23 protein-coding genes and 1 pseudogene are annotated in these 20,576 nt (G+C 64.6%); 5 read left to right on the plus strand and 19 right to left on the minus strand.

The window, feature by feature from the left end:
* The first annotated feature begins 62 nt into the window (after positions 1-62).
* The 5 genes from ACOI1H_RS09120 to ACOI1H_RS09140 all read left to right on the plus strand — a co-directional run bounded on the left by ACOI1H_RS09120 (position 63) and on the right by ACOI1H_RS09140 (position 5,285).
* The gene (locus tag ACOI1H_RS09120) at positions 63-941 is read left to right on the plus strand and encodes a fructose bisphosphate aldolase (RefSeq protein WP_422436907.1); all 879 of its coding nucleotides are present in this window, start codon (positions 63-65) and stop codon (positions 939-941) included.
* Positions 942-1,061: 120 nt separating this feature from the next.
* Positions 1,062-1,361 (plus strand): FtsB family cell division protein, encoded by a 300-nt coding sequence (locus ACOI1H_RS09125; RefSeq protein WP_422436833.1) that lies wholly within the window; start codon positions 1,062-1,064, stop codon positions 1,359-1,361.
* A gap of 118 nt (positions 1,362-1,479) precedes the next feature.
* Entirely contained in the window at positions 1,480-2,505 is a 1,026-nt protein-coding gene (gene pdhA, locus ACOI1H_RS09130; RefSeq protein WP_422436834.1) for a pyruvate dehydrogenase (acetyl-transferring) E1 component subunit alpha, read from the plus strand.
* 3 nt (positions 2,506-2,508) lie between these two features.
* Positions 2,509-3,900: a pyruvate dehydrogenase complex E1 component subunit beta gene (locus ACOI1H_RS09135; RefSeq protein ID WP_422436836.1), complete on the plus strand. Its 1,392-nt coding sequence runs from the start codon at positions 2,509-2,511 to the stop codon at positions 3,898-3,900.
* 11 nt (positions 3,901-3,911) lie between these two features.
* Complete coding sequence (locus ACOI1H_RS09140) at positions 3,912-5,285, plus strand: pyruvate dehydrogenase complex dihydrolipoamide acetyltransferase (protein ID WP_422436837.1); 1,374 nt, start codon at positions 3,912-3,914, stop codon at positions 5,283-5,285.
* Positions 5,286-5,362: 77 nt separating this feature from the next.
* On the opposite strand, the gene cysE is transcribed toward ACOI1H_RS09140, so the two are convergent.
* The 19 genes and pseudogenes from cysE to ACOI1H_RS09235 form a co-directional block, all read right to left on the minus strand.
* On the minus strand, positions 5,363-6,172 hold the full coding sequence (gene cysE, locus ACOI1H_RS09145; protein ID WP_422436839.1) for a serine O-acetyltransferase: 810 nt from the start codon (positions 6,170-6,172) through the stop codon (positions 5,363-5,365).
* The gene (locus ACOI1H_RS09150) at positions 6,102-6,512 is read right to left on the minus strand and encodes a hypothetical protein (protein ID WP_422436841.1); all 411 of its coding nucleotides are present in this window, start codon (positions 6,510-6,512) and stop codon (positions 6,102-6,104) included. The genes cysE and ACOI1H_RS09150 overlap by 71 nt, the downstream gene beginning before the upstream one ends.
* A pseudogene (locus ACOI1H_RS09155) lies at positions 6,512-10,426 on the minus strand (baseplate multidomain protein megatron). The gene ACOI1H_RS09150 and the pseudogene ACOI1H_RS09155 overlap by 1 nt, the downstream one beginning before the upstream one ends.
* 3 nt (positions 10,427-10,429) lie before the next feature.
* A complete protein-coding gene (locus ACOI1H_RS09160) occupies positions 10,430-10,858 on the minus strand; it encodes a peptidase (protein ID WP_422436843.1) in 429 nt (142 codons plus the stop codon).
* Positions 10,855-11,736 carry a DUF2163 domain-containing protein gene (locus tag ACOI1H_RS09165; RefSeq protein WP_422436844.1) on the minus strand — a complete coding sequence of 294 codons (882 nt, stop codon included), beginning with the start codon at positions 11,734-11,736 and terminating at the stop codon, positions 10,855-10,857. The genes ACOI1H_RS09160 and ACOI1H_RS09165 overlap by 4 nt, the downstream gene beginning before the upstream one ends.
* Entirely contained in the window at positions 11,733-12,365 is a 633-nt protein-coding gene (locus tag ACOI1H_RS09170; RefSeq protein ID WP_422436846.1) for a phage distal tail protein, Rcc01695 family, read from the minus strand. Before ACOI1H_RS09170 ends, ACOI1H_RS09165 begins: the two co-directional genes overlap by 4 nt.
* A 12-nt stretch (positions 12,366-12,377) precedes the next feature.
* Complete coding sequence (locus tag ACOI1H_RS09175) at positions 12,378-13,037, minus strand: phage tail tape measure protein (protein ID WP_422436848.1); 660 nt, start codon at positions 13,035-13,037, stop codon at positions 12,378-12,380.
* Entirely contained in the window at positions 13,034-13,240 is a 207-nt protein-coding gene (locus ACOI1H_RS09180) for a rcc01693 family protein (RefSeq protein WP_422436850.1), read from the minus strand. The genes ACOI1H_RS09175 and ACOI1H_RS09180 overlap by 4 nt, the downstream gene beginning before the upstream one ends.
* Complete coding sequence (locus ACOI1H_RS09185; protein ID WP_422436851.1) at positions 13,237-13,551, minus strand: gene transfer agent family protein; 315 nt, start codon at positions 13,549-13,551, stop codon at positions 13,237-13,239. Before ACOI1H_RS09185 ends, ACOI1H_RS09180 begins: the two co-directional genes overlap by 4 nt.
* On the minus strand, positions 13,551-13,967 hold the full coding sequence (locus ACOI1H_RS09190; RefSeq protein ID WP_422436852.1) for a phage major tail protein, TP901-1 family: 417 nt from the start codon (positions 13,965-13,967) through the stop codon (positions 13,551-13,553). The genes ACOI1H_RS09185 and ACOI1H_RS09190 overlap by 1 nt, the downstream gene beginning before the upstream one ends.
* Before the next feature lie 50 nt (positions 13,968-14,017).
* On the minus strand, positions 14,018-14,428 hold the full coding sequence (locus tag ACOI1H_RS09195; protein ID WP_422436854.1) for a DUF3168 domain-containing protein: 411 nt from the start codon (positions 14,426-14,428) through the stop codon (positions 14,018-14,020).
* Positions 14,425-14,763: a head-tail adaptor protein gene (locus tag ACOI1H_RS09200; RefSeq protein WP_422436855.1), complete on the minus strand. Its 339-nt coding sequence runs from the start codon at positions 14,761-14,763 to the stop codon at positions 14,425-14,427. Before ACOI1H_RS09200 ends, ACOI1H_RS09195 begins: the two co-directional genes overlap by 4 nt.
* Positions 14,760-15,359: a head-tail connector protein gene (locus tag ACOI1H_RS09205; RefSeq protein ID WP_422436857.1), complete on the minus strand. Its 600-nt coding sequence runs from the start codon at positions 15,357-15,359 to the stop codon at positions 14,760-14,762. Before ACOI1H_RS09205 ends, ACOI1H_RS09200 begins: the two co-directional genes overlap by 4 nt.
* A 173-nt stretch (positions 15,360-15,532) precedes the next feature.
* The gene (locus tag ACOI1H_RS09210; protein ID WP_422436858.1) at positions 15,533-16,714 is read right to left on the minus strand and encodes a phage major capsid protein; all 1,182 of its coding nucleotides are present in this window, start codon (positions 16,712-16,714) and stop codon (positions 15,533-15,535) included.
* A 33-nt stretch (positions 16,715-16,747) separates the two neighbouring features.
* On the minus strand, positions 16,748-17,290 hold the full coding sequence (locus tag ACOI1H_RS09215) for an HK97 family phage prohead protease (RefSeq protein WP_422436860.1): 543 nt from the start codon (positions 17,288-17,290) through the stop codon (positions 16,748-16,750).
* A gap of 22 nt (positions 17,291-17,312) precedes the next feature.
* The gene (locus ACOI1H_RS09220) at positions 17,313-17,519 is read right to left on the minus strand and encodes a hypothetical protein (RefSeq protein WP_422436861.1); all 207 of its coding nucleotides are present in this window, start codon (positions 17,517-17,519) and stop codon (positions 17,313-17,315) included.
* Entirely contained in the window at positions 17,519-18,694 is a 1,176-nt protein-coding gene (locus ACOI1H_RS09225) for a phage portal protein (RefSeq protein ID WP_422436863.1), read from the minus strand. Before ACOI1H_RS09225 ends, ACOI1H_RS09220 begins: the two co-directional genes overlap by 1 nt.
* A 115-nt stretch (positions 18,695-18,809) precedes the next feature.
* Positions 18,810-20,135, minus strand: coding sequence for a DNA-packaging protein (locus ACOI1H_RS09230; RefSeq protein ID WP_422436865.1), 1,326 nt, complete (start codon positions 20,133-20,135; stop codon positions 18,810-18,812).
* Positions 20,047-20,430: a hypothetical protein gene (locus ACOI1H_RS09235; RefSeq protein ID WP_422436866.1), complete on the minus strand. Its 384-nt coding sequence runs from the start codon at positions 20,428-20,430 to the stop codon at positions 20,047-20,049. The genes ACOI1H_RS09230 and ACOI1H_RS09235 overlap by 89 nt, the downstream gene beginning before the upstream one ends.
* Positions 20,431-20,576 lie beyond the last annotated feature (146 nt).

The raw sequence follows: 20,576 nt of genomic DNA on the forward strand, positions 1-20,576 counted from the left end.
CCTATGCAAGGGCCGGGGGCGCTGTGCCCCGGCGACAAGGGAGCGACAGGGTGAACAAGGACATGGCAGCGCAGGTGCGTGCGGGCAACGGTTTCATCGCGGCACTGGACCAGAGCGGCGGATCGACCCCCAAGGCGCTGGCGGCCTACGGTGTCACGTCGGACGCCTTTGCGTCTGACACCGAGATGTTCGACCTGATCCACAGCATGCGGGCGCGCATCGTGGCTGCCCCCGCCTTCAACGGCGACAAGGTCGTCGGCGCGATCCTGTTCGAGGATACGATGGATCGGCAATTGGCAGGCGAACCCGCACCAGCGCATCTGTGGAACACGCAGCGGGTCGTGCCATTCCTGAAGATCGACAAGGGGTTGGAGGCTCAAGTGGACGGCGTGCAGCTGATGAAGCCGATGCCCGGACTTGATGCGCTGCTGGACCGGGCGCATGGGCTGGACGTCTTCGGCACCAAGGAACGGTCGGTCATCGGGGCGGCCAATGTTGCGGGGATCGACGCCATCGTCGCCCAGCAATTCGACGTCGGCCGTCAGGTGCTGGCCCACGACATGATGCCGATCCTGGAACCCGAAATCACGATCAGCATCGCGGACAAGGCCGAGGCGGAGGCGCTGCTGCTGGACAGCGTGCTGCGCCATCTCGACACCCTTCCCGAGGGGACCGAGATCATGATCAAGCTGACGCTGCCGGAAACGCCCGGTCATTATCAGCCGCTGGTCGATCATCCCCGGATCATGCGCGTGGTCGCCCTGTCCGGGGGTTACAGCCTGGACGAGGCGACGCGGCGGCTGGCACTGAATCCGGGGATCATTGCCAGTTTCAGCCGCGCCCTGACCGAAGGGCTGTCGGCGCAGCAATCGGACGCCGACTTCGACGCCGCCATCGCGCGCAACATCGACGCAATCCACGCGGCCTCCGTCGCCGGCTGAGTCCTGCAGGCCACGGTCGCGAAAAGTTTCGTGATCGTGGCCGCTCGATCGGTTTGCAGGGTCGGCCCGATGTGGGATGGTCCACCCATGCGCTCCTCCGAGGCGCGATCGAGGCAAGACATGACCGACAGCAATCGTCCCGGACTGGGCACCCTGATCTACTTCCTGCTGACCCTGATGCTTGGGCTTTACTTCACGTTTGCCGCCGTGCAGGGCGATTACGGCCTGTTCAAGCGCGCCGAGGTGGATGCCGAGGCAAAGGTATTACGGCAGGAACTGGCCACACTGAAGGTAGAGGTGGCGAGGATGGAAAACCTGACCCGACGTCTGTCCGACGACTACCTTGATCTGGACTTGCTGGACAGTCAGGCGCGCGACGTGCTGGGCATGGTGCGAACCGACGAGATCGTCATCCAGTAGGGACCGCTGCTGGATTGGCACTAATTCGCCGCATCGCATTGCCTTGCGTCACGGCCCACTCTATCATCGATAACTAGTTTAACGCTAAACTATCTTTCGTTGCGCAGAGGGAGTGACCATGCCGCCGAAGAAACAAGACGCGAGCATTCAGGACTCGGGGGCCAACGTCTCCGCCGAAGAACTGCTGGGCCACTACCGCGAAATGCTGATGATCCGCCGTTTCGAGGAAAAGGCCGGCCAGCTTTACGGCATGGGCCTGATCGGTGGCTTCTGTCACCTCTACATCGGACAGGAAGCGGTCGTCGTTGGCCTGGAAGCCGCCGCCGGCGAAGGCGACAAGCGCGTCACATCCTACCGTGACCACGGTCACATGCTGGCATGCGGCATGGACCCCAAGGGGATCATGGCAGAGCTGACGGGCCGCGAGGGCGGCTTTTCCAAGGGCAAGGGCGGGAGCATGCACATGTTCTCGAAGGAAAAGCATTTCTACGGCGGTCACGGCATCGTCGCGGCGCAGGTGCCGCTTGGCGCGGGTCTGGCCTTCGCCGACAAGTATCTGGGCAACGACCGCGTGACCTTCGCCTATTTTGGTGACGGTGCCGCGAACCAGGGCCAGGTCTACGAGACCTACAACATGGCCGAACTCTGGGACCTGCCGGTGATCTTCGTGATCGAGAACAACCAGTATGCGATGGGCACCTCCGTGCAGCGATCCACCAAGTCGCCGTCCCTGTGGGAACGCGGTGCCGCCTATGGCATCCCCGGCGAGGAGGTCGACGGCATGGACGTGCTGGCGGTCAAGGCCGCAGGCGAAAAGGCCGTCGCGCACTGCCGTGCGGGCAAGGGACCATACATACTTGAAGTAAAAACCTACCGCTATCGCGGCCATTCGATGTCGGACCCGGCCAAGTACCGGACTCGCGAGGAAGTGCAGAAGATGCGCGACGAACGCGACCCGATCGAACAGATCCGCGAGGTTCTGCTGACCGGCAAGCACGCCAGCGAAGACGACCTGAAGGCCATCGACAAGGAGATCAAGGGCATCATCAACGACGCTGCCGAGTTCTCCAAGGAGTCGCCTGAGCCGGGCCTCGACGAGCTCTGGACCGACATCTACGCAACCGAAGTTCCGCAGGAGGCCTGAGCGATGGCAACTGAAATTCTGATGCCCGCCCTGTCCCCCACGATGGAAGAAGGCACGCTGGCGAAATGGCTGGTCAAGGAGGGCGACAAGGTGTCCTCTGGCGACATCCTGGCCGAGATCGAGACCGACAAAGCCACGATGGAATTCGAGGCCGTCGATGAAGGCATCATTGGCAAGATTGTCGTGGCCGAAGGCACCGAGGGCGTGAAGGTCAACGATGTGATCGCCCTGCTGCTCGATGACGGCGAGACGATGGACGACGTCAAGGCCGAGGCGCCCAAGGCGTCTGCCCCGGTTGCTGCCGACAAGGAACAGTCGTCCGAAACGGCCCCTGCCGCGGGCATGTCGCATCCCAAGCCGAAGGCCACCGCAAAGGCCCCGGATTCCAGCCCCGACTGGCCGGAGGGGACCGAGATGAAATCGACGACCGTCCGCGAAGCGTTGCGTGACGCGATGGCCGAGGAAATGCGCCGCGACGACAAGGTTCTGCTGATGGGCGAGGAGGTCGCCGAGTATCAGGGGGCCTACAAGATATCTCAGGGCCTGCTGGACGAATTCGGAGCCAAGCGGATCATCGATACGCCGATCACGGAACACGGCTTTGCCGGCATCGCGGTCGGTGCGGCCTTTGGCGGACTGCGTCCGATCGTGGAATTCATGACCTTCAACTTTGCCATGCAGGCGATGGACCAGATCATCAACTCTGCCGCCAAGACGCTTTACATGTCCGGCGGCCAGATGGGCGCACCGATGGTGTTCCGTGGCCCGAACGGCGCTGCCGCCCGCGTCGGCGCGCAACACAGCCAGGACTATGCCGCGTGGTTCATGCAGGTGCCGGGTCTGAAGGTGTGCATGCCCTACTCTGCTGCCGACGCGAAGGGCCTCATGAAATCCGCGATTCGCGACCCGAACCCGGTGATCTTCCTCGAAAACGAAATCCTTTACGGGCGTTCGTTCGACGTGCCGGTGATGGACGATTTCACCATCCCCTTCGGCAAGGCCAAGATCGAGCGCGCCGGTGACGACGTGTCGATCGTGTCTTTCGGCATCGGCATGACCTACGCCCTGCAAGCCGCCGACAAGCTGGCAGAAGACGGGATCGAGGCCGAGGTGATTAACCTGCGCACCCTGCGCCCGATGGATACCGAAACGATCCTGAATTCCGTCAAGAAGACCAACCGCTGCGTCACCGTCGAGGAAGGCTGGCCGCAAGGCAGCGTGGGCAGCTACATTTCGTCGGTCATCATGCAGGAAGCATTCGACTATCTGGACGCGCCGGTCATCAACTGCACCGGCAAGGACGTGCCGATGCCCTATGCCGCGAACCTGGAAAAGCTGGCGCTGACGACCACCGCCGAGGTGATCGAAGCCGTCCGCAAGGTCACCTACAAGTAAGGAACAGCGCGATGCCCACGGAAATCCTGATGCCCGCACTGTCCCCCACGATGGAGGAAGGCACGCTGGCGAAATGGCTGGTCAAGGAGGGGGACACCGTCGCCTCCGGCGACCTGCTGGCCGAGATCGAGACCGACAAGGCCACGATGGAATTCGAAGCCGTCGATGAAGGCGTGATCGGCAAGCTGATGGTCGCCGAAGGCACCGAAGGCGTGAAGGTCAATGCCGTCATCGCTGTTCTGCTGGAGGAAGGCGAGAGCATGGACGATGCCGAAGCCACCCCCAAGGACGCCACCCCGGAAAAGGCCGAAAAGGCCGACCAGAAGGCGGCACCCGCCAAAGGCTATGGCAACGACGGCGACGCGGCCCAGCAGGACAAGGACCACGACTTCAAGGCGGGCGACAAGGCTGACCAAAAGGCCGCCAAACCCGCCACGAACGCCGCCGGCGACCGCATCTTCGCGTCTCCCCTCGCCCGGCGGATCGCCGCGGACAAAGGGCTTGATCTTGCGGAGGTGACCGGCACCGGCCCGCGCGGCCGCATCGTGAAGGCGGACGTGGAGGGGGCTTCTGCCCAGCCGAAGGCCGCAGCTCAGCCTGCAAAGGCCGACGCACCGAAGACGGATGCACCGAAAGCTGCAGCGATGGCTTCTGGCCCGTCCACCGATCAGGTCATCAAGATGTATGACGGCCGTCCCTTCGAAGAGGTCAAGCTGGATGGAATGCGCAAGACCATCGCCGCGCGCCTGACCGAGGCCAAGCAGTCCGTGCCGCATTTCTATCTGCGTCGCGACATTCTGCTCGACGATTTGATGAAGTTCCGTGCCCAACTCAACAAACAGCTCGAAGCGCGAGGTGTGAAGCTGTCGGTCAACGACTTCATCATCAAGGCCTGCGCGCTGGCCCTGCAACAGGTGCCGGAAGCGAACGCCGTCTGGGCCGGTGACCGCACGCTGAAGTTCAGGAAATCGGACGTGGCCGTCGCCGTCGCCATCGAAGGTGGCTTGTTCACACCAGTCCTTCGGGATGCAGAGATGAAATCGCTCTCGGCGCTGTCTGCCGAGATGAAGGACCTGGCCACCCGCGCCCGCGACCGCAAGCTGGCCCCTGCGGAATATCAGGGCGGCAGCTTTGCGATCAGCAATCTGGGCATGTTCGGGATCGACAATTTTGATGCAATTATCAATCCGCCACACTCTGCAATTCTTGCCGTCGGCGCGGGCGTCAAGAAGCCGGTCGTCGGCAAGGACGGCGAACTGACCGTCGGCATGGTGATGTCCGTCACGCTGTCCGTCGATCACCGGGTCATCGACGGCGCGCTTGGGGCCAATCTGCTGCAAGCGATCAAGGAAAACCTTGAAAGCCCGATGACGATGCTGGCCTGACGCAAGGCCCATATCGCGTGAAAAAAGGCTCCCCATGTGGGGAGCCTTCAACACCGAGCGCCGGTGTTTTCGTCTGTTCAGTCTTCCGTCAAAAGGATGTGGTTCATCGACAGCGCCGGCTGGGCACAGCCGGCCTCACCCACGATCTTGGCCGGGACGCCGGCCACCGTCTTCATCGGCGGCACGTCATGCAGCACCACCGAACCGGCCGCAATCCGACTGCAATGACCAACCGTGATATTGCCAAGGACCTTGGCCCCGGCCCCGATCAGGACGCCGTTGCCAATCGTCGGATGCCGCTTCTCTTCCTGCTTGCCGGTGCCGCCAAGTGTCACCGAATGCAACATAGAGACATTGTCGCCCACGACCGCGGTTTCCCCAACCACCACGGAATGGGCATGGTCGATCATCAGACCCTTGCCGATCTTCGCAGCAGGATGAATGTCGACGCCAAAGACTTCTGACACCCGCATCTGAACAAAATAGGCCAGGTCCGCCTGACCGTCCTGCCACAGCCAGTGGCTTAGGCGGTAGGCCTGCACCGCCTGATAGCCCTTGAAGAACATCAGCGGCTGCATCAGGCGATGACAGGCTGGGTCGCGGTCCATCGTCGCAACCAGATCGGCGCGGGCGGCCTGCACCAGATCCGGGTCTTTCGCATAGGCCTCATCGGCGACGTCACGGATGGTCTGGGCCGACATCTCGGTCGACTCGAGCTTCATCGCGATCCGGTAGCCAAGTGCATCCTCGAACCGGTCATGTTGCAGCAGCCCCCCATGGAACATCGCACCCAACGACGGGGCATCTGCTATGGCATCACGCGCCTCTTGGCCGATGCGATCCCAGACAGGGTCGATGCTGCGAAGGTTCGCTCTTGTCTTTGCCATCGTCGTCATCCCCAACCGGACGTGTATTCCGAACATATAGCGTACCAGCGGAAAAATCAAAAGGGGACGGATGCGCCAATGCGGTCAGGATGCATCCCAAGGCGTTGCGATATGCGGCGTCGCATCTGCTTGGCCTCACGGGCTGTGCGCAGGCACATGCCGCCGCCGCCAGCGTGCCATCGCCCCAGATGACATGCCGCCGAAACGATCGCTTGCGATAGCGATCCGCGAGGCTGGCACCAGCGACGATAGCCACCGCCGCTGTCGCCCGGTCGTCGACCGGCAGCGCCAGCAAGGTCCGCGTCGCGATGTCGAGATCGGTCAGATGAAGGGGGCGCATCAACCACCGATCTCTTTTGACACGAAGGGTCCCGTGCCGTAGCGCGCCGAAAGCTGCGCCACGTGCACCACATAGGTCGTGCCGACCCCGTCAGCCAGACGCATCGCCGCACTATAGGTCCAGACCGCGTCCGACACCGTCTCTTCGCGCCGGATCACGTCGCCCTGCCGCACTTGAACGACATAGCGCTCGGCTTCTTCACCCAACGGCACATCCCCCCGGCCCCAGATATCACCGTCGATTCTCGTCTGCCTGATCCAGCTAAAGCGCATGTCATCACCAGTAGCCGTCGCCGCGATGTGAACGACGGGATAAGGACGCAGGCCATTGCCCATGAACGTGTGAACCGCGTGGCGATAACTCCGGTCGGTGACGGGTCGTTTTACCGGACCATAGCGGAAATGCCGGGTGCGCCCCCGCGCCGCCGAAGGAATCGTGATCTGCGACTGCCGTCCGTCCATGATGACAATCCGTGATCCCACCGGCCAGATATCGCGGATCATGGCCGATGACCCGCGCTGGCCACGCAGCAACTCTGTCAGATCGTAGATGCGGATTTCCGTCAACTGCGCCTGTGCGAATTGCACGATCTCCCAGTCATCGACCGATCCGTCACCGATCGCCAGGACGTTTGTACCCGCCAGCACGGCTTCCGGATCGACAGCACTCAACGCGCCGCTGAACAGCTTCACGCGCAAGACCTGCCGGTCCCAAAGCCCGGTCCGACCGCGCTTAAACGGAGCCATCAGCGTCCCGATCACGCCGCGAACGCGCAGCACCTCTTGCAGGATATAACCGTTGTCCTGCGCAGCACTGAACAGGGCGACGCCGCCCGTCCAAGGGTTGGATGTCGCGGCAAAATAGGGTTCATGCTCCACCTCGTCGCCCCGCAGCAGAGGCAGGTCCAGAAACAGTCCCGCAACCGGCGTCGGTGCCACATAGGGGGTCAGGTGCGCGCCTTCCTCGAACCGCTGCTGCGGCAGATAGATTTCCGGATCGACACGGGTCGCGTCTACCAGACGCAGTCCAGCCTCCTCGATCCGGTCGATGCAATAAAGGCCCGAGATATCGCCGTCCATCACGTCGATCACATCGCCCGCACCCAGATCGGCCTGCGACGGCGGCAGCGCCAGCGTCAGGCCATCGCGCGCGACAGCAGCCTCGTTAATTCACTGCGCCGCCAGCCGTGCTCCTTCGCCCCGCGTCAGGCCCAATGCAAATTCGCTGCGAGTCACGCCATGGGTCTCGCCCGTCGGATGGATCGCCTCCGCGACCGCGACCTCGTAGTCCCCCTCGGAGTCGACAAATCCGATCTGAACCCGCCCCTCGACCTCCGCTTCCGGCTGCCGTGTGTGGACGATGTCTGCGGCGCGCTCCGGGTCCTGGGCCAGGTCCTCTCGGCCCAGACTGCGCACGGCCAGTCCGGTGCGGTTGGTGAACACCAGCCGACCGTCACGTTCGGCAACGTCGATGCCGTAGGCCAGCAACAACGGCTGCAACTGGGACCGTGCCGATCCGATGTCATCCAGGACATAACCCCGCACCACGCCGTAAAGGCGCGAGACGTCGACAGCCGCAACCCCGGCGGTGCTGCAGATTTCGGCGACCACGCCTGCCAGGGTCCGCGACGTCGCCCGCCCGTTCAGCCAATGGCCGCGCATGTAGTTGTCGCCGTCCGACCAAAGCCCGGCGTTCGCGGGAAAGAACGGATAGGGACGCGCGTCCCAGCACCACACGTGCATCCGGTCGCGGACCAGCATCGGGCCGTCATAGTCGGGGTGGGTCGCCGTCGGATTATTGGCCCCGACGTCGAAATGCCGATAGATTGCCCGCAGATATTGCATCTGCATGAAGTCGTCCCGGCTTCCGTTCGAATAGAACGGCAGCAGGCTTTCCGACGATTTCGGATCAAGGAACTTGTTCGGTTGATTGGTGCCCTTGTCGATGGCGGCGCATCCGAATTCGGTGAACCAGAACGGCTTGCTCTGAGGCACCCACGCGGTCTTGGCCGCGATCCGCTCGCCGTTGACCCGGTTGTGGTGATCGTTGCTCCACCAGCCCCTCAGGTCCTTGCAGCGCCAGACCCAGGGCTCGCCGTCGCCATCGGTGATCGGCGTGCGGATCTGCGCCGCCCGTGCTTCGGGAGAGTGGTAGTACCAGTCGAACCCTTCGCCGCCTGCCACGTTGCCGGCCAGATAATCCAGATTGTAGATCGAACCGAAGGCCACATCCGCATGGGTCTGCCCGTCCCGCCAGTCCGAAAGCGGCATGTAGTTGTCGATCCCGATGAAGTCGATGTTCTGGTCCGCCCACAGCGGATCGAGGTGGAAGTATTTGTCCCCTGTCCCCGCAGGCTGATAACCGTGATATTCCGACCAGTCGGCCGCATAGCCGATCTTGCAATCCGGTCCCAGGATCGCGCGGACCTCGCCCGCAAGGGTACGCAGGGCTGCGACCGCAGGAAACGTGTCTCCCGGTCCGCGGATTTGTGTCAGCGCCACCATTTCCGACCCGATGCAGAAGGCACCGACGCCGCCTGCCGCCTTGCACAGATGCGCATAGTGCAGGATGAACCGACGGTATCGCCACTCGGCTGGCCCGGCATACCGCACCGTCTCGCCCTCAATCGCAAAGAAGGAAGGCTGGGCCGTTCCCATGAAATCCGCCACCTGCGACACCGCGGCCGCAGTCTGGTCCGCAGACCCATCCACGCCCGGCGCGACCGACAGCGTGACCCGCCCGCGCCACGGCAGTTTCGGCTGGCCGGGCTGTCCGGTATAGGGATCAGGCAGCGTATTGCCCGGCATCTGGTCCATCAGAATGAATGGATAGAACATCGGGCTCAGGCCCTTCGCCTTCAGCGCCCGGATCGCCTCGATGACGGCTGCATCCGCAGGCGTCCCGCCATAGACAGGCCGATCCTCCAACCGCGGCACAAGGCCTGCCTCTGCGCGACCGATGTCCGCGACGCGCCACGGCATCGGGTCGCCGTCGACGCCCCGCTGCTCGACCAGCGGTTTGACGTCACACGACCCGCAGCGCAGATCGTTGCCAAACCACGACACAACAAGGCTGACCGATCCGCATGCGGGCAGCTCCTCGTTCAATGCGGCAATTGAGCTGCTGAAATCCGTGACACCGCTCGGCGAATTGACGTTGATCGCGATTTCCTCGCCATACCCCACCTGCAGGTTCACCTGCGTCGTCGCCAGCGCATACTCGCCCATGCCGGGGATCAAGGCAACGCCCCGCACCTGCCGCGCAATATCGGCAAGATCGTTGAGAGTGCCCGGTTCCGCCGGGCGCATCACCTCGAAGGTGAACTGCGGCACGCGGTTACCGAACTGGTCCAGCGGCAGATCCTCGAACACGACATAGGCCGTGCCACGAAATGCGGGCGCATGGTCCACGCCTTCCACGGCAGCGACCTTGGGATCGGGCGATTGAGTTTCTGTCCCGTGATAGACACGCATGTTCAGCGCCTGCACCGACACTTCCTCGCCATCCGCCCAGACCCGCCCGACCCGGGCAATTTCGCCTTCGCAAAGGGCAACGGCCAGGCTGACGGTGTAGCCATACTGCGTCGATGTCGGTTGCGGCCCCGCTCCCTTGCCGCCGCCGGTCGTCGTCTCGGTCTCAGAGAAGCGGCTCACCCAGATCACATGGCCACCAATGCGCATACGACCGTGAAGACGCGCAATCGCGGCACCCTCCCCGGTGCCAGTCAGGCGAAAGCGGTCGACACGGCCCACCGCGACGGCCTCGCTGCCGGCACCAAGGATCCTCTGGTCGATGACCCGCCCCACCACTGCGCCTGCGGCACGGCCAACGGTAACCATCGAAAGCCCCATAAGCGATCCGCCGATGGACCCGCCCAGCGCCATGCCTGCGGCCGATAGAACCAGCGTTGCCATGAGTTATCCTTTCTGAAATTCGAAACGTGCCACGATGCGGCGCTTCCAGGGGTCCGAAAGAGGGCTTTCGACGACACCGTGCCGACTGTAGGCATGGACGAAGGCCGGTGCGCTGCCGATTGCCGAAATCACCCCGAGATGCTTGGCCACTGCCCCGTCGCGCATGCGGAACAGCAAGACTTGACCCGGCTTGACCGGACCGTCATCCGCCGCTGTCATATGGTGTCGGGCAGCGGCCCAAAGCACCTCCTCGCCCTGTGGCTCCGACCAGTCATCGGCATAACGCGGGATGACCGTCGGCTCGTCACCGTGCAGGCTGCGCCAGATGCCCCGGATCAATCCAAGGCAGTCGCAACCCGCCCCCTTGACCGAGGCCTGGTGCCCATAGGGCGTGCCGATCCACGAACGCGCCTCTGCCACGAGATGCATCATCGCCGCACACTCCCGCCGTCATTTGCCCCGTCGTTGCGCGGCACGGCCGTCATCCAGTCGTCGGTCGGCATGTCGGGAAAGCCGCGAAAATTGACCAGATTTCCGAATTTCACGCGACAGGTTTCAGCGCGGCGGTCACAGCCCGCGACCAGCCGCACGGTATCGCCGGGTTGCAGATCCGCACGCAACGCCTGCCACAGGACGACCCGCTGCTGACCGTTCCGGGTCCGATCCTCCTTGATGCCGGCCACGATGCCTGCCGCGGCACCGGATGTGACCTCGAACTGCCCCTGCTCGAACCACCGGTCCTTGAACCCGGCGCTGGCAAAGACGACCTCGCGTCGCGCGGTCTGCCCAAGGACCGGCAGCGTGATCGCGTAAGACGGGTCCTGCACGTCGAACTTGCAGCGCGCATCGCCCAGCACGGCCGAACAGGTCCGCAGAAAGGTCCTGCCCGTGGGCTGGTTCAGCACGTCCGTCAGTCCGCGCAACTCGACCAGAAATTGACCCGCCTGCCGCGTGATCTCTCCAATCTGGCCCCGGAATCTTAGTTGCCGCTGATTGACGTCATCCCAGCGAACCAGCCAGTTCTGAACTTTCGCCCCGTCGAAACGACCGGCAACGATATCGTCCTCTGCAATCACGTCCGATTGCAGCAATCCCATCGCTTCCGAATTGTCGACCGCAAGACCGGTGCTCAGCGCCAGTGCGCGCGCCGTCATGCCACTATCCGCCAGAAAGTCCATACCGTCGAAGGACAGCGCTCGGTCATGGTCGGTAAAGCCGAAAGTCACGCCGTCCGTTCTGGTGATCGCCCAGCACTGGCAGACATGCGTCGCCCCTTCCTTCACGTGCGCGAATAGGCCCGCGGCGGTCATATCCGCACCTCGACCACCGGCACGCTGGGGGCCTGACCCGCCTGAAAGCTCGACACAGACGTCTCGATCCGGTCCGTGTCGAACCTGACCGGCACGTCGAATTCATAGCCGGCGGTCACGATGGCCCCGATGTCGGGTGCGCGATCGAAGGTCACCAGCCCGGTCGCGACATCCAATGCAAAGTCGATGCCTTCCTGCACCTCGTCGCCCCCGATCGCGATCCTGACCGACCCGGCGACAGGCTTGGTGATCGGCCTGACATATTCGTGGGCACCGCTGACATACAGCTTCACAAGCGGGACGACTTTCGTCGTCTCGTCACCGACAGCGATCTTCTGGTCAAGCGGCTCCGGCTTCTTCGATGGCACGCACGACTTGAAGTCGCCCCAATCCTTCCAGCGAAATCCGTGCAACTGCCCTTCGCGCGCCTCGAAGAACGCGGTCAGTTGCGCGATGTCGTCCAGTGACCGCATCCCGACACCGGCATCGAACCGTCGGCGCGAATGCCGCCAAGGCGTGTTGCGCTCCTCATAGCCGTTGGTCAGCGTGACGATGTCGGTGCGCCGCTCTGGCCCACCCGTCGCGCCAAAGCTCAGATTGGCCGGAAAGCGAATATCGTGAAATGCCATCGGTCTGATCCCTTACCGGTTCCGTTGTCCGCGCCCCAGCAGGCGACCCATCTGGGCGGCGATCTGGCTTTGGCTGCGTTGAAAGCTCTGTGCGTCCGGTGTGGTCACATGCATCGTGACATTCACCGTCTGCCCGCCGCCGCCGCGAACGCCCAACCGCCCATCGGCACCTCGTGCAAGCGGCATGATCGCTTCCGGCCCTGCTTCGCCCATCAGGCCGGTGCCGCCGCGCATTCCGAAATGCGTGGGGCTGCTGACAACCCCGCCCTTGGCAAAAGGCATCACGCGCCCCTGGCTGAAGGGGGCGCCGTCCGCGAACGGCATCGCGCCCGACACCGCTGCGTTGATCCCGTCCGCCAGCAGGCCACCCGCCTGTTTCATGATCGGGTTGATCGCTGCCGCATAGGCCGTGTCGACCATCGACTTCGCGACGCTGCCCAGGGCGTCCGACAACGACTTGCCGTCAAAGATCAGCCCGTCGAAGGCCTTGCGCAATCCGCCCGCAAATCCCCGCTCAAGGTTGCCTAGGTCGCGCGTCGTCTCGCCCAGCGTGGTCTGCATGTCGCGCAGCGCCGCGTCGAATGTGGCGGCCATCGCCGCCGTGTCCCCAAGCGCGCGTTCAAGTGCTGCGGCGTTTGCGTCCAGTCCGTCGATCTGGTCCAACTCGTTCATGCCTCATGCTCCCTCTTCGGGGCGTCGGGAAACGCCCGCATCAATTCGTCCAGTTCGTTGCGCCCCAGCGGGCGCTCTGTCGCACTTTGTCCCAGCATCAGCGCCAGCTCTGCCGGCGTCAGTCGCCAGAACTGGTCGGGCGTCAGCCGCAGGCCATGCAGGCCCGCCCGCATCAGCCCGGCCCAGTCCAGCGCCCGCGTCATTGCGGTGGGGTAAAGGCGAGGGCCAGCAATTCCGCCGCCACCCGCGCCGCATGTGCCGGACCGCCGGCCAGATCCGCGCTCAGCAGATCCGCAGCTTCACCGCGCCAGCCACCGCCACGCAGGCCCGCCACCAGCAGCGCAAGCACGTCGCGCCCGCGGTAACGGCCCGCCTCGAACCGCTCGACCAGATCGACCAGCGATCCCGCATCCAGCGCCGCCTCAAGCTCTGCCAGCGCGCCCAGCGTCAGCTTCGCTGCATGCGGCACGCCGTCGATGGTGACGCGAACCTCTCCTGCCAGCGGGTTGACCATCAGATCGCCGCGACGAATGTGATCTGACCGGCACTGGACAGCGACAGTTCATAGGTCGCCTCGCCGTCGAACGTGCCCGCATACTCGATGGAGGTGATCTGGAACGGCCCTTCGACCGTGCCGAACGCCGGGATGATCACCTGGAAATCAGGCGTTTCGCCGTCGAAAAACACCTGCCGCATCCGCTCGTCCGTCGCCTCGTCGCGGAACACGCCAGACCCCGAGATACTTGCCGTCTTCACACCGGCCCCCGCCAGCAATTCACGCCAGCCGCCCGCGCTCTCCAGGCTGGTCACGTCCACGCTTTCCGCGTTGAAACTGATGCGGGATGCCCGCAGGCCTGCCGCGCTCTCGAACAGGCCGTCGCCGGTCATGTCCACCTTGACCAGAAGGTCCTTGCCGCTCTGTGCTGCCATTGTCATCGCTCCTTGGCTTTAAGATTGTGGGGCATCGTCGTTGACGGGCGTCAGTCGTCCGACAGACGCGCCCGAAAGATCAGGTCGATCCGGCGGGTGCCGCCGGTGCCGACGCGCGCCGCAGCGGCCTTGTGAAAGCGCAGGCTCAGCACCCGGCCCCGGGCCAGCGTCAGCGGATTTGCCGCAAGCGCGTCACTGACCGCCGCCGCCGCCGACTTTGCCACGGCAAAGCCCGACTGATCCGTTACGACGGAAATCGTGACCTCGTGGACCGCACCCTGACCGTCCGCATCAGAGGCATCGCGCACCTTCTCGGGACCCAGCGCCACATAAAGGCCGGGCACCTCGCCCGGCGGCAGCGCGTCGAAGATCGCCGTGCCGACCAGCGCGGTCAGCGCCGCGTCGGCCGTCAACTGCGCAAAGATGGCCGCCTGCAAGGCGTTTGACATCGCATAGCTCATGCCGCGACCTCCTCTTGGGCGTGACAGATCAGAAACCGCGCAAGGCTGTCGCGCTCTGTCACCGCAAGGATGGAATAAATTCGAACCCCCTCACGAAACCGTTGCCCTGCCCCCGGTCGGGCATCGGACCCGACAGGTGCCGCGCGCACCGTGATCTTCAACGGCACCCGGCTCAGCGCCAGCGCGTTTGCCCCGCGCTCGGTGCCGGTGCCGGGCGTGATCTCGGCCCAAAGTGTGCCAAGCGCCTGCCAGACCGTGGCGTAGCCGCCCGACTGATCGGGGGTGCGCACCGCGTGTTCCAGCATCAGCTTGCGGTTCAGCAGGGGCAGGCTCATGGCCGCCCCCCCATGAACAGGCGCACCGTCCGGTAGCGCTCGATCAACGCGGACACGCTGAACGGCATGCTGGACCCGTGCAGCGCAGTTGCGCTGCGATATTCGTAGAAATGCGCCGCCAGCAGCATCACCGCCTGTGCCAGATCGGCAGGCAGATCGGACCAGTCAGGCCCATAGCCCGCCAGAAGCTCGACATCGACACGCCCGCCCCGCGGCACCGCCGGCAAGGTCGCACCGACCGCGATCAGGGCGGGACGCTGCTGATCCGGTTCCAGCGTGTAACGCTCGGTCGCGACCGGGATCGCTGTGCCGTTGCGGTCGATCTGGACGACAGCCCCGATGGCGCTGACAGGCGCAAGCGGCAGCGGTTGCCGGTCGACCTCGCGCCACTTCGTCACGCTCCAGCGAAACTCCCGCTCCAGCAATATCTTGCCGGTGCGCGCTTCGATCGACGCAAGGGCGGCACGCAGGAATGCGGCAAGTGTTTCATCCTGCAGACCGTCGTCGGCGAATCCCGACCCCAGCCGCAGATGGTCCTTGAACCCCGCCACCGGAAGTGCGGCAGGCGGCACGCTGCTCAGTTCGACTAACATCATGGAAATTCTCCGCAATTCCTGTGGCCTATGGGTCGGGTCGGGTCCGGGCGCGCCACCTGCCCGCATTGCTCGGACGGAAGTGAGCAGCTGGACAACACGGGCCTTGCCACGTGGCAACGCACCCGGGTTTCCGCGCCGCGATTGCCTCCCCAGGCACGCGGCGCGGATCAGGGTCAGGCGGCGCTGAACTTCAGCAGCTTGATCGCCGCAAAGTCGCTGACCGTGCCGCCAACGCGCTTGGTGGCGTAGAACAGGACGTGCGGCTTGGCGCTGAAGGGGTCGCGCAGCACGCGCAGGTCGGGACGCTCGGCCACGGTATAGCCCGCGCCGAAGTCACCGAAGGCGATCGGTGTCGTGTTGATACCCGCGTCAGGCATGTCCTCGGCGATCAGCACCGGATAGCCCAGCAGACGCGCCGGCTCACCGGACGCCAGACCGTCGGACCACAAGAAGCGGCCGTCGGCGTCCTTCAGCTTGCGCACGGACCCGGCCGTGCGCGAGTTCATGACGAACACGGCACCTGCGCGGTATTCCGCACCCAGACCGTAGACTAGATCGATCATCGCATCGGTGTTGCCCAACTCGCCGGCGACGCCGGTCGGGATGTAGCCGATATTGCCCCAGGCCCAGACGTCGTTGTCCACGGTCGGATAGGCCAGGATGCCCTTCGGCTTGTCGATGCCGTCACCAATGACAAAAGCCGCGGCTTCGGATCGCGCGAACTTGTCGGCGATGCGCTGCGCCAGCCAGCCCTCGATGTCGAAGGCAGCGTCGTCCAGCAGGCGCTGGCTGGCCTTCGGCAACGCCGACAGCTCATGCAGCGGAATGGTGATGCGGTCGATGACCGGGGTGTCGGTCTCGGATTGAGAGGCCGTCTCGGTCGCCCACCCGGCCCCCATCTCGGTGTGATCGACCAGCACGTCATAGGACGTGGCGTCCACGTTCACCACGTTGGCGACGGCACGGATGCTGGCGGTCGTCGACAGTGTCGACTTGATCGTATCGGCGGTCTGCGGGTCGACCAGATATCCGCCGTCGCCGGACACGACCGTGGACAGGCCCTTGCCTTCCAGCGTCAGGCCGCGCAGGACGTCATCATCGCCAGACCGCAGATAGGCGGCGAACGCCTTCTGGTGCGGCGCTTCGGTCTCTGCCGCAAGGGCAAGCGCGGGGCGGTTCATCATCATCGTCTTGCGGTCCAGCTTGTTCATGCGGTCGTCCTGTCTTTGCAAGGTGGCGGAAATGCCGGTGGAAAAAGTCTTGAATTCGCTCACGAATCCGCTGATCGCGGTCCGCAGCTCCTCGGCCGGAGACAAAGCCTCTCCGGTCCGAGACACTGTCTCGGGGTTCGACATCGGGGTCCTCTTTCGGGGTTGGTGCGGCTGCGATCAGCCCTGACGCATTGCGCTGACCGCGTCGGTAAACACCAAAGCCAGTGCGCGCAGCGCCTGTTCGCCCGGATCATCGGCCTTGGCCGCGAAACGCGCATCGGGAAGCATCGGAAAGGTCACAAGCGACACCTCCCACAGCTCCAGCTCGGACAAGAGCCGTCCGCCCTTGTCATCCTTCGTGGCCCGCAACGTGCGGTAACCGATGAACAATCCGTCGATGGCACCAGCCTCGATCAGCGCAGCGGCCTCGCGACCGCGGGCGACGTCGGTCAGGATGCGGCCCTTGACCCACAGGCCGCGCGCATCCTCGCGCACCTCGTCCCAGACGCCGATGGGCTGGGCAGGATCGTGCTGCCACAGCATCTTGACCGTCCGGCCCTTAGACGCGAGCGCCGCCAATGACGCCGCATAGGCCCCGCGCGCAACCCGGTCGCCCCCCTGGTCCTTCATCTCGAACAACGAGGCGTAGCCGCTGATCTCGCTGCCATCGGTCACGGTCAGACCGGTCTCCGGCTGACAGAACTTGTGTTCCAATGTCATTATCGTTCCCTTCAGTGACACGTTATTGGCTTGCCAGACGGTTCAGCACTTCAAGCACCAGCAGGCCGGTGGCCCCACAGACAAGCCCCCAGACCTGCCATTCCAGCCGCCGCATCAGTCGCTCGATCCCCGACAGCCGCGCATTGATCTGACCATGCCAGACCTCCGCCGGTGCAGGCTTCGGCTCCGCGCGCGGCGCGACCCTCAGCGATACGATCTTCTCGCGCATCACTCGACCTCCTGCGCGGGCAGTCCCAGCAGACGCCGCTTCTCGGCATCCGTCAGGAATGTCGCCTCCGCCACGCGCCGCCACTGGCTGTCGCGTTCGCTCGACAGCGCCGCGATCTGATCGAGGTCGGGGCGGATATCCAGCCGCTCGCCGGTAAAGTCCGACAACCAGTCCGCAATCGCGCTCGTCACGCGGGTCGCCAGCGGCAACACCGTCAGGCGATAAAAGGCGCGGTTCGCTTCCTGGTAATTCGCGTAGGTTGCATCGCCCGGTATCCCCAGCAGCATCGGCGGCACGCCGAAGGCAATCGCGATCTCGCGCGCAGCGGCCTCCTTGGTCTTCTGGAACTCCATGTCGGACGGAGAAAACCCCATCGGCTTCCAGTCAAGGCCGCCTTCCAGCAGCATTGGCCGCCCCGCATTGCGCGCGCCCTGATGCTGGCTCTCCATCTCGTCCACCAGCCGGTTGTATTGGTCGTTGCTTAGCTGGCTCTGGCCATCCGTGCCGCGATAGACGATGGCACCGGACGGGCGCGCCGCATTGTCCAGCAGAGCCTTCGACCAGGCGCTTGCGGAATTGTGGACATCGACCGCATTCGCAGCCGCCTGCATCGGGCTGAAGCCGTAGTGATCGTCCTGCGGGTGAAAGCTCTTGATGTGACAGACCGGGCTGACCTCGCCCACCACGTCGAAACGATGATTGCGCCCGCCGACCGTGTATTCATAGGCAGCGGGCCAGCCATCGGGACCGGGGATCAGTCGCATCCGGTCCGACCGCAGCACGTGCATTTCGACCGGCAGCCCTTCGTCGGCAACGCCCTCCAGATAAGCGTTTCCGCTCAGCAGAAGCTGGCCATAGACCGCTTCCAGCAGCTCCGCCGTGCCCTGCGCCCCGTTGGGCCGGGCCAGCAGGTCCAGGACCGGATGCGTGTCGTACCGCTGCTGGCGATCCTGCACCACCAACGCCAAGGCGCTGGCCGCCTCTGCGATCAGCTTGACGGCGCGAAAGCCGATGGGATTTGCCAGAAATCCCGTCCGCGTCAGCGACGACGTGTCGCGTGCCGACCAGACCGCGCGACCGTGGCTCGCGAAGGCGACCAGCGGACCGGCGGCAGAGGCCTTCGTCTCGGGCACCGCCTCGCCCTTCACGCCACCCTTGCCGAAGAATTCAAACATTGCGCACTCCCTGGTTCCGCCGCACTTCGTCGTTCCAATGAGGGGAGTTGTGACAGTCAGGTCTGAACGTTTCCCGTCCCCACCGCCCGGGCGGCAAGGACAGGACGCAACACCCCTAAAGGCTGCGCATGCGCGGCGCGTGCCAGCCCTGCGCCGGACCGATCATCAACTCATGCAACGCCCAGACCAGCGCATCGACACGGTCCGGCGAACCCGACCCCATGAAGCCGCCCGTGGTCATCAGGCACATCTGGTCCTCCAGCGTGCCCAACCCGCGCACATGCCGCACACGGCCCTGTTCATAGAGCGCCGCGACCGGCTCTGCGCGGGCGGCCTTGCCTTTGGTCGCCGTCACCTTGCGATAGGGGACCAGCGGGTCGACCTGCCGCACGATGGCCTCGACCATGTCGCCGCCCTGATTGACTTCGGCCACCAGCCTGTCGGCATTGTGTCGCCGCACCGCCGCCACCGCAGCCCGCGCCCATTCCAGCGGAGACGCCGCCTGCACCGTCGCGTCCTCCAGCACATAGGCCCGCCAGGCTTGCGGCGGTCCCTGCATGACGACGCCGGCCACGACGATGCCGCAGGCGTCCGACCCCTTGTGACCGGTCGTCGGCGGGTCCACGGCCACGATGATGCGGTCCAGATCGGGGACCGAATTGACCAGCGCCTCCTCCAGCCCGGTGCTGGACCACAGCGCCCCCGGTGCATCCGACAGCAATACGCCATCCAGTTCCTGCCGGCCTTGCCGCGTCCCGCCAAAGCGGCGCTGAACTTCCTCCAGAAACGCGGGCGCAAGGTTCGCCGCGTTCTCGAAGGTTGTCGCATGGGTGACGACCGTGCTGCGCCGCTCCAGCATCTCGCGCAGCACCGGCACATTGCGCGGCGTCGTCGTGATGCAGGCGCGCGGATGCCGCCCAAGGCGCAACCCGAATTCCACCATGTCCCAGGTGTTGCGCCCCTGCTTCCATTTCGCCAACTCATCGGCCCAGACGGCATCGAACTGCGGTCCGCGCAGCGCCTCCGGGTCAAAGGCCGAATACAGCGTCGCCACCGCGCCATTCGGCCAGCGCAGCATCTTGCGCCCCGCGATCCAATCGGGCCGCCGGTCATCCGGCGCGCAGGCCATGATCCCGCTGTCGCCAAAGACCATCACCTCCCGCGCCTGATCGTAGGTCTCGCCGATGATCGCCACCCGCCGTGCCTGGCCGTTCGCGCGCGGCGTCGGCCCTTCGACCATCGCGCGCACCCATTCGGACCCGGCCCGTGTCTTGCCAGCCCCTCGCCCGCCAAGGATCACCCAGGACCGCCAATCTCCCGAAGGAGGCAGTTGGTGCGGCATCGCCCAGAAATCAAACAGATGTGGCAGGGCCCTGATCTGCCGATCCGTCAGCGCCGCCAGAAACGCTGCCTGAACCTGCGGCGTCGCGGATGCGATCAAGCGCGCGCCCGATCTCGCGCCGGATTGCGTCATGGTCGATATCGGCATCGTCCGAACCTGTTCCGAATTTTTCAATGAAGCTTTCCTCGGCTTTCAGAAGTTGAACGTGGATGGCCTGCAAATCGGACAGCTTTGCGACATGCGCCTTGGACGGCAGTCCGCCGTCCCTACCGATCTGGTCCAGTTGCCGCAGAAAGGTGCATTTCAGGGCCTCGAAAAACCCCGCCAGCTCGCGCACCCGCGCAAGCGCCATCGCGCGCCCGACAGGGCCCGGCTCGTCGTCAGTCTGTGTCATGAAAATCATGCCTGTCCGGTGGCTTCCGTGACAGTCGAGAGATCGGCCCGTCATGCCCTGTTCAGGGGAAAGGCATGACGGAACGTGTCTTCCAGCTCCCCGCAAATCCTGCGGGGAAAGTCTTAAGATTGGCGCGTCAGATCCGC

Origin of the sequence: Loktanella sp. DJP18 (genome assembly GCF_049310965.1) — a bacterium.
In the GTDB taxonomy this organism is placed as follows: domain Bacteria; phylum Pseudomonadota; class Alphaproteobacteria; order Rhodobacterales; family Rhodobacteraceae; genus Loktanella.